Raw genomic sequence first — 14,907 nt, 5'->3', positions numbered from 1 at the left:
ACCCACACCATTCCTTAACCTATAATTTGTTTTCCGCATCATTGACGGCTTTAGTAAAAGTATCTGTACTTAAACAACACAACGCGATAGCCAGTGCATCCGCTGCATCGTCAGGTTTCGGTAATTCCTTTAATCTCAATAATAACTGAATCATTTTCTGTACCTGCTGTTTTTCTGCAATACCGTAACCAGTTAACGCTTTTTTTACCTGAAGCGGCGTATACTCACATACACAAATACCAATTTTTGCAGCGGCAAGTATTGCCACACCACGTGATTCACTCACTGCCATCGCAGTTGTAACATTCTTGTTGAAGAAAAGTTTTTCTATAGCCATAGTATCAGGATTGAATTTTTGTATGATGCGTTCTACGCCGGAATATATAGTTGTCAACCTTTCACGGATTTCACACTTCTTAGGGGTAGTAATAACACCGTAATCAACCGCTGTAGCGGTATCATTAACAGACTCAATAATTCCCCAGCCAAGTATTGCGCTGCCGGGATCTATCCCAAGTATCCTCACTCGACGTTAACCCTGTGCTTGACTAATTTTTTCCATCAACTCTTTTGCTATATCAAAATTGGCATACACATTTTTCACGTCGTCATGGTTGTCAAGGTCTTCCATTAACGACAGCATTTGTTCCGCACTTTTATCATCAAGCTTAACATACGTCTGAGGAACATAAGTTACTTCCGCGGTAAGAGTAATAACTTTGTGGTCATCAACGCCTTTTTTTACTTTATTAAAATCTTCGACAGTAGTGTAGATCTCATAACTATCATCATCATCCGAATGAACGTCATCCGCACCTATCTCCAGGGATAAGTTGAGAAAATCGTCTTCCTTCATTGTTTTTTTATCAATCGCGATAAAACCTTTTTTCGAAAACATCCATCCTACACAACCGTTCTCGCCGAGGTTACCGCCATGCGCGGAAAACATTTTCCGTATTTCTGCGGTTGTACGGTTTTTGTTATCAGTAGTAGTCTCAACTAAAACCGCTACGCCACCCGGGCCGTAGCCTTCGTACGAAACTTCTTCATAGATAACTCCCGGGAGTTCGCCGGTACCGCGCATAATTGCTTTCTTAACATTATCTTGAGGCATATTAGCTGTACGCGCGTCTTCTATAGCTTTTCTCAACCGCGGGTTATGATCCGGATTACTACCGCTTTCGCGTGCAGATATTGTTAACTCGCGTATTATTTTAGTGAATAACCGGCCGCGTTTTGAATCTTGAGCGGCTTTATGGTGCTTAATCCCTGCCCATTTAGAATGTCCTGACATTTAATTCCCTCCTTATGACCATTTTTTATTAATAAAATCTTCTGTGCTAATAATCTTCATAATTATACCAAAAAAACCGCAGGTTTTTATACAAATAAGGTATTATTGAATGAATAGTTCAATACCCTAACGCCTTAAGTTGATTTAATGCATTCTGTATTGTCTTATTACCTGGCGTTATGCTCAATGCAGTTTCAAGTTCAGTTTTTGCATTGCGGTAGTTCCTAAGTTCGATATATGTAAGCCCGAGGTTGGCATGTGCAGCTGCGTTTGATGGGCTTAACTTCAAAATATAATTGTACTCCTGTGCTGCAACGCCATATTTTTTTAGTTGATAAAAAATGTTGCCTAAATATAACCGTGACTTAAGGTTTGTAGGGTTGATTTTAACTAACCTAAGCGCTTCTGTTTCTGCTAAAGACCATTTATTGGAGCGAATAAGATTGTCTAAGTTTGCGAAAACAGTATCATCATCAATTGCCGAACTATTCGCGGGGGGTAAATTATTGGCATAACTCCCGCCGATTGATAAAAGGTTACGCCGTGCAAGTTCAAACCCCGGATCTATCTGAACTGCGCGGGCAAAACATTCAGCTGCATTTTCCCTGTCTTTTTTACGTAAATACATATATCCTAGGTTATTATAAGATTCCTTATTTTGCGGATCTACGCTGATTATATGTTTAAATACCCGGGTGGCGGATTCCACTGCGGAGGGTTCAGTATCAAGTTTGCGGAGGTAATAATTCCCTAATGACAAAAACGCGTCTAACGACAAAGGGTTGATACTTGTTGCGCGTTTATAATTAATATACGCTTCTTCGTGTTTGTTCAGCATAGACTCAACCGTTGCTAGATTAAAATATATCTCATCGTATCCGAGGTTAGACTTCAACGCTTCATCATACGCCCATAATGCTTTATCAAGCTCACGGTTACGTGCGTATGTGTTACCCAACTCGTATGTGTTATTAACCTCAAATCGATGCCATTTTCGTGCGTTCTCCAGCATTACCTGTGCGGTTTTGAGTTCACCCCTGCGGACAAGTTTAAACCCCTTAAAATAATAAGTTTCTCCAATAAAGAAACGAAAATTGACGGTGACCATGTACAACGTTAATATTATCCCTGCATAGAGCCACGGGCGGAAGTTGTGTTTATTAAGGTCTAACGTAACTACAGTATTACTATCTATGTTCTCGCGGTTGGTGCCTTTTACGATAACGATAGCTACTGCCATCCAAAAAACCAAGACGGGTACTACAAAATGTAGTGAAACATTCAATAAATTGTCTGCCAGCATACACACGGAACTGCTTACTGCTGCGAGTACAAGCAATCCATCGGAGGTGCGTTGTTGAAGTACCCCCGTATTTTGTTTACTCTCACCGGGTTCAAGGGCATAACTGCGCAATGTTTTATAGGAAAATGCAAAAAATAATATCCAAATCCAAATAAAAACCCCAAGCCCTATGATACCGGTTTGCGATAATACTTCCAGTATCTCATTATGCGCATTATTTGCGTGAGTACGTAACTGCCGCCATTCAGGTATCTGCAAAAGATACTTAGACTGATAAAACGGGTAAAATAGTTCAAATACACCCCATCCTTTTCCTATAACAGGCCGCTCTTTAATCATATCCCAAGCGCATGACCATATGAGCACACGTTGATGCAGTGGCGGATAAACATTCTTTACAGCATGTTGTATTTCAGTCAATCGTTCCGTTACACGTGGATGGTATCCTGACACACTGCTTTGAGGCAATAATGAAAGTATGATCCCAAAAGTAATTCCAAGCGCAAGTAAGGTAGGTAATTGTGTTTTCATAACTTTTGGGAAAAAGTAGTAAAGTCCTGTAACAAAAACAATCAGCCCTGCAGCTAAACCCAGCCAGGATGAACGCGTAAGCGAACACACCAGTGCCCAAAAAACTATGCTGTTAATAATAAAGTAAAAAATACGTATTACAACATTTTTCGCGAGTATCAGTTTGTATAATAAAAAAGGTATTATTACTATTAGAAATGCTGACAAAAAATTAGGATTCCCGAAGGTGGACACACACCTGCCGCCGTAGGGGTTTAACACTTTTGGCCAAAATATTTCCATCCCAAAATACTGCATTATACCGTAAATAGATGCCAGGGTTGTGGTGATAAAGCATAGTGACAGAATATAATCAATTTTTTTATTGTCTTCCATAAACGTTACAAACATCCAGAACGCAAGTATCCAGTTTATGATAACAAACGCAACATTTTTGCCGGCTTCACTGTAAATACTGTAAAACAACTGGGGTAGAAGAGGGTGGAATAAACCATTCTTACCGAATTGCGGATGAGGAAAAACAAAACACGCTGTTATTGACAGAAAAATCACTCCTATGAATACGAGTAGCGGAATATCCAACGGCGTTTTATGGAATACAAATATTTTTTGTTTCAACGCAAGATAAAACCGGTATGCCCAAAAAAGGAGGATACAGATGTTTAACGTAACTATTTGTATATAATAAGGATTGCGTGTCATATCGGTAAAAAAAAGCAACGGGGTTACTATTAACAGGATAAAAATGAGGATACTGTTCAAAAGTTTACTCCAAGTGAGGCTAACAGTTTTTTAATATCTTCATTATTAGGTTCATACTCAAGTACTGTGCGTCCTGCGGCAACCGCATCAGCGCTGCGTCCGAGCCGCATACGCAGGATCATGAGGTTTCGCCATGCATGCGTATTTTTGGGGCCAAGTTTTGTTGCCTGGACGTATGCTTGTTCCGCTTCAGGGAAACGATTTTGCAGGTAATAAAAGTTGCCTAGATTAACCGATGTTTCGGTATGCTCATAGTACCGGCGTTTACCCCAGTCTTCCCACATAATATTGTGCGGCCCGGTCTTACAAATAAGAGGCGAATTCAGATGCGCTTTATACATTTCTTCTACTTTTTGCGGGTTTCCAAGTTTCATATACACATACGCCATGCGCGAATAATTTTGGTCAAATATCGGGTCGATTGTGCGATATTTCTCAAAATTCTCAAGTGCTTTCTCATAATTTTCTTTTGCTTTTACCGGATCATTGCGTTGAGCATAATACTCGCCGAGTTTCATATAGACCAACCCTGTCTGGTGATGTACCTGCACATAATTTGGTGCGGAACGTTTGACGTCATTGTATTTCCATAACGCGCGCTGAGTATCATCCCGTGGTTCAAGGTCACCCCATTCAGGGTGGAACGTTTTTTCCATGTTGAATCTATCATTAAAAACGTTACCCATGAAGTAATGGGTCATTATGAAATATGGATTATACTTTTTTACATTATTATAATGCTCAAGCGCAGTATTCCAGTCCCCGCGTTTTGAGAAATATATTGCAATATTATGTTCCTTATCAGCGATAAATAATCCGCGGTAAACGTTTACACAGTAAAGAGCGGTTAATACAATAACGACTTGAGAAATAAAGGAGAACACTTTGTTTTGTAATAAAGGCACTGCAAGGTTTTTGTTATCCGCGCTTTTTTCTGACGGCCCAATTAACGCGCCCAGAGTACCGAATATAAATCCGATGAATATACCTGAAGATACAAACCTTAGGGATACGCACATAAGGTTATGTGCGAGTAAGCCAAGTAACGACGATAAGACACCGAGTAATAAATATGCCCGCGGGTCAAGTTTCATTTGCTGCTTATTTTTTTCTTTTTTTACAGGGGGATCATTCCCGGAATTGTCCTGATTAAAATTTGTATACTGCCTCAACCGTTTGAATCCTGCTGAGAGGAAAGTAACAACAAGCCAGATGAATATCCCGAATCCCACCAAACCTTCGTCATACCATACTTCCAGGTATTCGTCTTCCGGATGGTCAGTTTCAGTATTATGCCGTCCTTCAACAAAAAATATTTGAGGCCTGCGATACTTGGGATAGGTTAGGAAAAATGTTCCGATACCGCTGCCAAACCATGGGCGTTTGAGTATCATTTCCCATGTTGACATCCATGTGTAAATACGGAATTTAGCGGAGTCCGTCCGTTGTTTCGTATAGTATGCTACTCCAATCGAGCATACGATGAGCAACGCGACGATCGCTATTGTCGCATACTTTTTTATAATTTCCTTTTTCGCGTGTGAAAAATATATTGATGCCACAAAAATGAATGAGGTTACTCCCGCAGTATATCCTATCCATGCGGCTTTTGATCCCGTAACCGCAACGTTAAAAGATACCAGAATAAACAAAAATATGTGAAACGGATTCCTTGCGCGAATGATCTGCGCTAATAGTATTGGTGTCATTACTACCAGGAAGTCACCAAAAAAGTTTGGGTTCCCGTGTGTTGAAAACACACGTGAGCCGAACGCTTTCCTCCAGATGAACGGGTCAAGCCCTGTTGGGCCGGGGGGATAAAAGTTTATATCCAAAAACTGTATCAATCCGTAAACCGAACTTATAGTACACGCGGCGATTACAAACCCAAATAAACGTTTTAACTGTTTCTCATCACTAAAAACATCCATTATAATCAGCGCAAAACTTACATAGCAAAACCTGCGCAGGAAATCCATGAAACTAGCAGCTTTGAACGGCGAATGCATATATGACACAGTTCCTGATATAAGAAAAAATACTAGTGGCAGCGCGAGCGGGAGAAACCCTGATAACGGCACCTTTTTTTCCTGAATAATTTTTACTAACCACGCGCAAATAAGCAGTGTACCGTAAATATGTAGTAACGTTATCTTGATCTGGCACGAATCGTATGTGCGCAGGTAAAACATTATTGTAATTGCGAGATAGGCTAATGGGAGATACCACAATAATACGCGTTTGGTATTGTAGAAGAATGATAATATAATGTCCGCTGTGGAGATAGCAAACAACGCGTAGAGTATAAAAGTTATGGTATCAACCGGGATCGTTTGCACTATCTTTCCTTCTTTCCTTCCTCAGCCATAATTGACAGATCTGCTATTCTATAAAATAATTTGTATACATTATACAATAATGCCAGCCGGTTATTTTTAAGATTAACATCTTCCACCATAACCATGACATCAACAAAAAAATTGTCCACCTCACCACGCAGGGATACTAATTGCGTTAACGCAGAGGTGTATTCGTGTTTTTCTATCAATTCCGTGATTGTTGAACTAAGAGTTGAGCATTTAGAATGCAGGTCCTGTTCCGTTTTTTGTGTTAACAACGCAGTGTCAACACTGAGTGTGTCGATATCCACATTTTTTTCTCTAGCTTGCCTTAAAATATTTGCTGCGCGTTTATACGCTATGGATAACGGTATATAATCAGGTAATACCCTCACTTTTTTCACGGCTTCAATACGTAAATACACTTCCGGGATTCTAGTGGCATCAGAATTCAATGTTGCACCGATTTCATCGAATTTATACCCACTATTCTCCAGCATAGTCTCTAACCGGGTACGCATAAATTGCATTAGGGATAATATAACATCATCTTTTTTCACGGCAAGTTTTACCGGTTCTGGTAATGTGTCATATGCATAATTAAATAAGGTGTCAAGTTTTAGATTCCACCCGTTTTCATTCAATATCCTTATAATACCCGTAGAAATTCTGCGTAACCCGTAAGGGTCGCGTGAACCTGTAGGAATGATACCAACCGCAAAATTTGCGGTCATAGTATCAACCTTATCCGCGATACTTACAATAGAAGCGGGTATACTTTGTGGTAATGTGCTTTCAGTAGTCAATGGCCAGTAATGTTGTTCTACTCCTTGGGAAACCACTGTGGTCTCACCATCAACTTCAGCGTATAACCGTCCCATTATGCCTTGTAGCTCAGGGTATTCAAATACCGTTTCAGTAGTAAGGTCATTCTTTGAAAGGTTAACTATTCTTGATACACTCTCACGTTCTTGCGTGCTGATATTGAGATTGGTACATAACCATTCCGCGATGATTCTTGTTCGTTGCATCTTTGCGTAAACACTACCTAACCGTTCATGGAACGTAATACTCTTAATTTTTTCCATTTTTTCGCTTAACTTTGTTTTTGTATCATTATTATAAAAGAATCTTGCGTCGTTCAACCGTGCGGTAAGAACTTTTGTGAACCCTGAGGACACTATGGCATACGCGTCTTTTGAAATTCCGTTGGCGATACCAACAAAATCGTTGGTAAGTTTACCGTGGTTATCAACAACAGCAAAACATTTTTGTTTTGACCTTAAACACGTAACCAGTACCTCACGGGGGAGTGAAAGAAATTCGGAATTATACTTTCCATGTACCGCGACAGGGTTTTCGGTCATCGCAACGGTTTCATCAACCAATCCCGGGTCGGTAAGGATCTTAGCACCGATTTTTTTTGTTATCCCTGAAAATTGGCTGATAATACTTGCTTTTCGTTGTTCAGGGTCAAGGATAACCTTATTTTTCTTCATAAGCTCAACATACTTATCCGCATCGGGAATAAGAATTTTTTTGTTCATATATAACGGGAAAATACTTTGTGTATATCTTCCGGACTGTACTCCTGCGATTTCAAGTTTAATTATTTCTTTACCATATAAAGCAACGATACGGCGTAACGGCCTGACAAATTTAAACTTTGATTGCTCCCAAACCATTGCTTTGGGTACATAGAGTTTTGTAATGCATAAACCAAATATTTGTTTCAGCAACAATTTAGTCGGGCTGCCCTTAATATGTTTTGTTATGCACATATAATTGCCGTTTGGCATGGCTTTAACAGTTAATTCGGAAAGTTCAACACCCTGTTTTTTTGCGAAGCCTATTGCGGCTTGCGTAAATATTTTGTTTGGATCAACTGCCACGCGTTCCGGCGGGCCAATTATTTCTTCAACAGTATCCTCCGCATTATCTGCGAGCCCGCGGATTATACACACAACTTTCCTTGGGGTTGAATAGGTTTCGATGCTTTTGCAGTTAAGTTTTGCTGCCTCAAGTTGTGTTTTGATAAAATCACCGAACTGCATTTGTATTGAAGAAAGAAACCGTGCGGGGATTTCTTCCACCCCGAGTTCCAATAATGCGGTAACATTTTTATTCTTACTGTTTTTTTGTTTTACTGCCATATACTACTTCACCTCTGTGTTCAGTAACTGAACATACGCTCTTGCAGTCCTGCAGGCAAGATTACGCACACGCCCTACAAAAGAAACACGTTCAGATACAGAGATTGCTCCTCGTGCGTCTAACAAATTAAACGTATGTGAACATTTGAGCACATAATCGTATGCGGGAAGGACTAGTGTTTTTTCAAGTAACCTAAGGCATTCACGTTCGTAATCCACAAACTGCCTGCGCAGAAGTTCTACATCAGCTTCTTCGAAATTATATCGTGAAAACTGTTTTTCATCCGCAAGGTGTACATCTCCGTATTTAACACTATCATTCCATTGAATATCATAAACACTATTTTTTTTCTGGATATACATAGCCAACCGTTCAAGGCCGTATGTGATCTCAACAGTTATAGGATCAAGGTCAATCCCGCCGATTTGCTGGAAATATGTGTACTGCGTTATTTCCATACCGTCAAGCCATACTTCCCAACCCAACCCCCACGCGCCAAGTGTCGGTGATTCCCAGTCATCCTCAACGAATCTTAGGTCATGCAATGCAGGCGAAATCCCTATGTTTTTTAAACTTTCAATATATATGTTTTGTATATCTTTCAACGGCGGTTTAATAACTACCTGATACTGGTAATAATGCTGTAAACGGTTAGGATTTTCTCCGTACCTTCCATCAGTCGGGCGGCGTGAGGGTTCAACGTATGCCGCAGCCCAGCGTGAAGGTCCTAAGCACCGCAGAAAAGTTGACGGGTTAAATGTACCCGCACCTTTTTCCAAATCATATGGCTGCGCGATTAAACATCCGCGTTTTGACCAAAACTGTTCGAGTTTAATAATAATTTCCTGAAATGTTAACATCTTGCTACCGTCATCTCTAATTGTATAAAGATTAAACTTTATTAATAAACATATATGATAATTTTTTATATCAATATTTACAACTACTTTTTAGTGTTTACTTTTTGCAAAGCCCGGTGAGTAAATGATTAAACCTGCTGGTCTTTAAGGTGTAATGCAACAACTGTGCTGCGTATGCTTCATAGATTGCAGTGTATTCTATGTCAAACATTATATCCGGAGATGTGATTTTAGGAACATCGGATTCCATAAATTCTGACAGCCGGGATATAAGGCCGGGAGTAAGCGGTTGCTGGGAATAATAGTTACGGTATGTCAGGCACTTTCCGCAGATAATACCGCCTTCTTCTGCAATGAAGTAAACATCTTCATTCTCAAGTTTTGACGTTTCACGGTCACAAAATATGCACCCACCAAGTTTAAGTTTATACCCTAAATACTCAAATGCGCGGGTTAAGTAAGAAGAAAATATACTATAACTCAAGTAATTATCCGTCGCGGTATTTATTTTTATCAGGGTATCCGAGAGAAGATTAAATAATGCTGTGCTGGACTCACCGTGCGGAGTAAGCGAATTTGTAATATCCACACATTTTAAGGCAAGTAGTGTTTTCAAAAAATCCCCGCGGATACCGTTGAATGAATCAATAATCTTTATTCCTGTAATTATATACCAGTTCTTGGTGTAACTAAAATGCAGTTGTATCTCAGCCAAAGTAAGAACGTCAACACAGATGAGATGCGCTAGCATATATTTACTACTGCGTGCAAGGGAAACACATTTTCCGGTATCTTTGGTGTACCATGTAAGTATACGGTCCGCTTCGCGGTAGGGTTGTTGCTTTAAGAGTATGGCAGAAGCCTTAAATGACTGATGTTCCATCTTTACTTCTTTATAATTTTCACTTTGGTTACTCTCCTGCGGGTAGATTCAATGATTTCAACTTTCACGGTATCCCACATACGGGTTTCGCCTTTAGTCGGTACTTTACCAAAAAGGTCCAGTACCCAGCCGTTTAGAGTTGAGAAATCGTTTTCCGGTAATTGTAGCCCAAGTTCAGTATTAACCTTTGAAAGTTCAGTATCGCCGGGTATAAGATACGACCCGTCCGGGTTCGGTGATATTTTTAGTTCCTTCACATCATATTCATCATATACATCACCTACAATTTCTTCCAACAAGTCTTCGATAGTAACAATTCCCGCAGTACCGCCGTATTCATCTACCACGACTGCCATATGGTAATGTCCGGACTTGAATTCAGATAATAAGTCAGTAACTTTTTTTGTTTCGGGGACAAAAAAAGCGGGACGTACAAGATCGGGAGGTAAAATCAATTCGCTGTTTCTCCAAAAATTAAGGAGGTCACGCGCGTATATAATACCAACAATATTATCCAGGCTCTTGTCATAAACCGGTATCCTAGAATAACCGGCCTCAATAATTTTTGGGAGAAGGTCTTCATGTTTTATGTTTAAATCAATGGCAAACATTTTTACGCGTGGCACCATAACCTGTCCCGCGATGGTTTCCCGGAAGTCAATTACATTTTCAAGGATTTCAGAATCCTTTTTAGGCAATACTTTATCAATTTCATCCGCAGCGAGTAATGTTTTAAATTCGTCAAGGTTGGGAAACGGTGTCTCGAGTTCGAGCTTTCCTGCGAATGGTGCTATGAGCATTTCTGAAAGTTTGATGAGAAACGCAATAAAGCCGGATGCAAGGTTATTAACATGATAAAAAAACGGTAATGAAAAAAAAGATACTGTTTCAGCGTTTATCTTACCGTAGACCTTAGGAACAATTTCGCTGAGGTACAAAATCAGCATAGTAGCGAGAATTTCCAACCAAAAGAACAACGAGTCATTAGGATATATTTTATTAATATCCCAAGCGATTGAAGTCATTACAACACTAGCGCCGATCATCGTAAAGTTTGTACCGATAAGCATCAGGGAGAGTAAAGAGTTAAACTTTTCCTGCCAGAACTTGAGATATTTTTTTGGGTATATATTCTTGTGTTCATACTCCCTTACTTTTACAGGGGATAACGCAGTTAACGCAGTCTCGCTCCCAGAAAAAAATCCTATACCAGCAAGGAAAAGGAAAAACAATGTTAGTTTCATAGATATAATTATTAATAACATTGTAGTATTCACCCAACTTTCTTTGTGTCGTATTCGTCAAGGATTTCACCAACAAGTTCTTCAAGAATATCTTCCAGTGTGATTATTCCTATTGCAACACCTGTTTTAAAATCATTAACCACCGCGATATGTGCGTTGTTTTTACGAAAATCGTCAAGCAGGTCACGTACTTTTTTGTCATACGGGATAAACAGTACCTGTCTTAAAAATTTACCGGTAATAAATTTTTTTGTGAAACCATCAGAGTTCAGGGTATCGCTTGCTTTTAAGTATTGCAACAAGTCTTTGACTAAAATATAACCCATGATTTTTGTGGGGATATTATCATACACAGGTATGCGCGTATGGCCGGATTCTATGATATAGTCAATAAACTTTTCTTCCGGGAGTAAAATATTTACACTATCAACCTTCTCAAGCGGTGTCATAATATTCTTTACTTCCAAAACGGTAAGAGCGATTGCGCGGCGGAGCATTGTGATGGTTTCTGTTTCATGCGCGGCATGAGATCCCTGGGGTATATTCTGAAGGATAAGGGAAAGTTCTTCTTTCGACAAATACGGGCTTGGTGATGCTTTGGGATATAACGAAAAAACGTTGCCTACCAGCCAGTCGGATATTATTGCTAACGGTGCCAATACGCGTTCCACAAAAGAAAGGATGGGAACAAACAACAGTGATACTTGTTCTGGATACCTGCGGGCTAGAAGTTTAGGCGTAAATTCTGACAATACAACAAGTGTTAGAGTACCTCCGATCCATGCGATGGTTTCTAGTAACTGCTGATGCACGTATTTTGAGAACACGGATAATAAAAATAGTGTAATCAATGTGGAGAAGGCTATATTAACAATGGTATTCCCAACAAGGATTGTTACTAGTATACGCTGCGGGGACACTAACCAGCGGTTATAAAACTTCTGATATTTCTTATTTTCTTCAATAATCTTACGTATACGGAACTTTGGCAGCGATGTTATCGCAGTTTCTGAACTTGAAAAAATGAATGAAAACGTCAGGCATAAAACAATTGAGAGTGTAAGAATAAACATGCCCATAAAAAACTACTTTCCTTCTAAACCCATAAATGCCTGAAGAATATATTCTTGTTTTTCCCACATAAGGCTTGATTGTTTTTTTGTGTAATCTTTCCAATCATATGAATGCAGCATTCCATGGATAACTACTCGTGTAAGTTCTTCACTAAAAAGCTGCTGGTGTTCTTTTGCCTGTCGAGCGCATTGCGGTGCGTTTATATAAATATCTGCCTTATCTTCCGGATAATTGAAGGTAATAACGTCAGTTATATTTTTGCGGTTAAGAAATCGGAAGTTTAACTTAATTATTTCTTTATCATTAACAAAAATAATATTGCGATCCGGAGAATGTTTTTGAGAGAAATGCTTCAATGATATTAATGTGAACAATGCGGCTGTACGCATATTTTCCCGCATTTTAGCAGGGATACTGACGTTTTTCTGAAGGTTCCACACTTTGATCATATGTTTACTACCGTACCTTATCCATTTTTCTTGCTATTAGAGTCGGGATATTCTATCCTTGGATGGTAAATACCAATAAGAGTTTTAGCAAACCGATCCCCAACCTTGTGGAGGTCAGCAAGAGTTATGGGGCAATCATCAAACTGCCCGTCAGTAAACTGGTTATTGATTATCTGCAGGACAAGGTCTTTTATCTTTGGAGGCGTAGGTTTCTTTATACTACGCGTAGCAGCTTCAACAGCGTCCGCAAGCATTATAATCGCCGCTTCTTTTGTCTGAGGTTTAGGGCCGGGATAACGAAAACTATCTTCAGATACTTCGCCTTCACTGTTCTCCAATACTTTATGATAAAAAAACTTTATCAACGATGTCCCATGGTGCTGCTGTATGAAATCTATGATCACACGGTCTAAGTTGTATTTTAGTGCGAGGTTAACCCCTTCTTTCACGTGGGAGATAATTATCAAACTCGAAACTGAAGGACTTATTGTATCCGCCGTATTTGTTTGTTGAATAAGCTGATTTTCAATAAAGAACTCGGATTTTGATAGTTTTCCGATATCATGAAAATACGCGCCTACACGGCAGAGTAAAGAGTTTGCGTGTATGATATCTGCCGCTTGTTCCGCTAACGAAGCTACAAGTAGTGAGTGATGAAACGTACCCGGTGCTTCCATCGATAATTGTTTTAACAATGGATGGTTCGCATCAGATAATTCTAACAGCCTTATGTTTGACGTCCGCGCAAATGTTATCTCCAGATACGGCAAGATTCCAAGGGTAAGGATAGTGGACGCCAGCGCGTTTGCAACGCCGTACAAAATATACATCGGCATGTCCCATATCTTCCATCCATTTAGCAAGCCAAGTAGTACCATAGTTAACGCGTTAAATCCGACAAGTTTTAACCCGGTCTGAATGAAATCTGTGCGTTGCCGGATCTTTATAACGTTTAACAATCCAAAAATGTTTATTAGAAGGTTGTACAAGAAGTAATTGAATTCCATACCGTTAACCATCGCAAGTAGGGTGGACAATAACATAGTACTCAACATTGACAGCCGGAAAGATATCAGTGTGGCTATAAGCATTGCGGTTGTCGTTGTGGGTACAAGATACGGCGATATTTTAAGAAACCGCCCTGTTTCAATCAATATCATTGACAATATTACTAATAAACAAGCAAGGATTAACGCATCGTTGTCCCGTATAAGCCTGTGTGTATCGTGTTTTAAATAATAGATTATGAACCCAAAAAATGTGGCGGTAAATATAAGCATTGCAAGGGTTTTAGGATAATCAATTCCAGTGTCAGTAATAACGGTTTCCAGTGCAAGGACAATAAAAAACAAAAATGCGGTTATCCCGGCAAAATATATCGCCGAGAATTTTAGGTCCCGTTGCCAAAAAAGCAACCGCCAGCGTGATGTCGCAAGGCCGCTATCCCGGTGTTTAAGCCAGTCAAGCAGTTGTGTTAACAATGAAATCGATAATTTACGTAAACGGTATCTCATATTTATCAGTATCCTGTCCTGTGATTACCCATTCTCTCCATCGCTATTACCTGCGTTTTCATACTTTGCGAATGCGCGGATAATATCTTTCACAAGTTTATGTCGTACAATGTCAGTATCTTTGAATTCAACAAATACAATACCCGGTATTTTGGACAATACTTTTTGTACCACAACCAACCCTGAAGCTGATTTATTGGGGAGATCTATCTGTGTGATATCGCCTGTTACGACTACCTGTGAGTTAAACCCTGTACGGGTGAGGAACATCTTCATTTGTCCGATTGTAGTATTTTGCGCTTCATCCAGTACGATAAACGCATCGTCTAGCGTACGTCCGCGCATATACGCCAAAGGTACGATTTCAATAATATTTTCTTCACGTAATTGCTGAAACCGGTCCGGGCCAATCATAGCATACAACGCGTCATACAACGGGCGAAGATACGGATCTACTTTATCAGAAAAATCTCCCGGGAGAAACCCAAGTTTTTCACCGG

Annotated in this window: 12 protein-coding genes; all 12 read right to left on the bottom strand. The window is 39.7% G+C overall.

What is annotated here, in order from left to right; genetic code table 11:
* Window positions 1-19: 19 nt before the first annotated feature.
* On the bottom strand, window positions 20-526 hold the full coding sequence (ruvC, locus tag WC955_06840; GenBank protein ID MFA5858765.1) for a crossover junction endodeoxyribonuclease RuvC: 507 nt from the start codon (window positions 524-526) through the stop codon (window positions 20-22).
* Window positions 527-532: 6 nt separating this feature from the next.
* Window positions 533-1,294 carry a YebC/PmpR family DNA-binding transcriptional regulator gene (locus WC955_06835; GenBank protein ID MFA5858764.1) on the bottom strand — a complete coding sequence of 254 codons (762 nt, stop codon included), beginning with the start codon at window positions 1,292-1,294 and terminating at the stop codon, window positions 533-535.
* A gap of 118 nt (window positions 1,295-1,412) precedes the next feature.
* Window positions 1,413-3,830 (bottom strand): tetratricopeptide repeat protein, encoded by a 2,418-nt coding sequence (locus tag WC955_06830; GenBank protein ID MFA5858763.1) that lies wholly within the window; start codon window positions 3,828-3,830, stop codon window positions 1,413-1,415.
* A gap of 56 nt (window positions 3,831-3,886) precedes the next feature.
* Window positions 3,887-6,229 (bottom strand): O-antigen ligase family protein, encoded by a 2,343-nt coding sequence (locus WC955_06825; GenBank protein MFA5858762.1) that lies wholly within the window; start codon window positions 6,227-6,229, stop codon window positions 3,887-3,889.
* Window positions 6,229-8,382 (bottom strand): glycine--tRNA ligase subunit beta, encoded by a 2,154-nt coding sequence (glyS, locus tag WC955_06820; protein MFA5858761.1) that lies wholly within the window; start codon window positions 8,380-8,382, stop codon window positions 6,229-6,231. The genes WC955_06825 and glyS overlap by 1 nt, the downstream gene beginning before the upstream one ends.
* Before the next feature lie 3 nt (window positions 8,383-8,385).
* Window positions 8,386-9,243 (bottom strand): glycine--tRNA ligase subunit alpha, encoded by an 858-nt coding sequence (locus WC955_06815; protein MFA5858760.1) that lies wholly within the window; start codon window positions 9,241-9,243, stop codon window positions 8,386-8,388.
* A 97-nt stretch (window positions 9,244-9,340) separates the two neighbouring features.
* Window positions 9,341-10,126: a DNA repair protein RecO gene (gene recO, locus WC955_06810; GenBank protein MFA5858759.1), complete on the bottom strand. Its 786-nt coding sequence runs from the start codon at window positions 10,124-10,126 to the stop codon at window positions 9,341-9,343.
* A gap of 2 nt (window positions 10,127-10,128) precedes the next feature.
* On the bottom strand, window positions 10,129-11,391 hold the full coding sequence (locus WC955_06805; GenBank protein ID MFA5858758.1) for a hemolysin family protein: 1,263 nt from the start codon (window positions 11,389-11,391) through the stop codon (window positions 10,129-10,131).
* Window positions 11,392-11,399: 8 nt separating this feature from the next.
* Window positions 11,400-12,449 (bottom strand): CNNM domain-containing protein, encoded by a 1,050-nt coding sequence (locus WC955_06800; protein ID MFA5858757.1) that lies wholly within the window; start codon window positions 12,447-12,449, stop codon window positions 11,400-11,402.
* 6 nt (window positions 12,450-12,455) lie between these two features.
* Entirely contained in the window at window positions 12,456-12,893 is a 438-nt protein-coding gene (gene ybeY, locus WC955_06795; GenBank protein MFA5858756.1) for an rRNA maturation RNase YbeY, read from the bottom strand.
* 17 nt (window positions 12,894-12,910) lie between these two features.
* Window positions 12,911-14,407, bottom strand: a complete 1,497-nt coding sequence (locus tag WC955_06790; GenBank protein MFA5858755.1) for an HDIG domain-containing metalloprotein — start codon at window positions 14,405-14,407, stop codon at window positions 12,911-12,913.
* 24 nt (window positions 14,408-14,431) lie between these two features.
* A partial coding sequence (locus WC955_06785; protein MFA5858754.1) for a PhoH family protein occupies window positions 14,432-14,907 on the bottom strand: 476 nt, incomplete at its 5' end.

The sequence above is a fragment of the Elusimicrobiota bacterium genome, assembly GCA_041658405.1.
Lineage (GTDB): Bacteria > Elusimicrobiota > UBA5214 > JBBAAG01 > JBBAAG01 > JBBAAG01.
Note: the sequence above shows the minus strand (reverse complement) of the source record. Positions and strands in the feature narration are given on the sequence as shown.

What these genes read in the sequence shown, in the direction of transcription:
- WC955_06835 (MFA5858764.1), bottom strand. Translation starts at nt 1,294, where the DNA reads ATGTCAGGACATTCTAAATGGGCAGGGATTAAGCACCATAAAGCCGCT.
- WC955_06830 (MFA5858763.1), bottom strand. Translation starts at nt 3,830, where the DNA reads ATGACACGCAATCCTTATTATATACAAATAGTTACGTTAAACATCTGT.
- glyS (MFA5858761.1), bottom strand. Translation starts at nt 8,382, where the DNA reads ATGGCAGTAAAACAAAAAAACAGTAAGAATAAAAATGTTACCGCATTA.
- WC955_06815 (MFA5858760.1), bottom strand. Translation starts at nt 9,243, where the DNA reads ATGTTAACATTTCAGGAAATTATTATTAAACTCGAACAGTTTTGGTCA.
- recO (MFA5858759.1), bottom strand. Translation starts at nt 10,126, where the DNA reads ATGGAACATCAGTCATTTAAGGCTTCTGCCATACTCTTAAAGCAACAA.
- WC955_06805 (MFA5858758.1), bottom strand. Translation starts at nt 11,391, where the DNA reads ATGTTATTAATAATTATATCTATGAAACTAACATTGTTTTTCCTTTTC.
- WC955_06800 (MFA5858757.1), bottom strand. Translation starts at nt 12,449, where the DNA reads ATGGGCATGTTTATTCTTACACTCTCAATTGTTTTATGCCTGACGTTT.
- ybeY (MFA5858756.1), bottom strand. Translation starts at nt 12,893, where the DNA reads ATGATCAAAGTGTGGAACCTTCAGAAAAACGTCAGTATCCCTGCTAAA.
- WC955_06790 (MFA5858755.1), bottom strand. Translation starts at nt 14,407, where the DNA reads ATGAGATACCGTTTACGTAAATTATCGATTTCATTGTTAACACAACTG.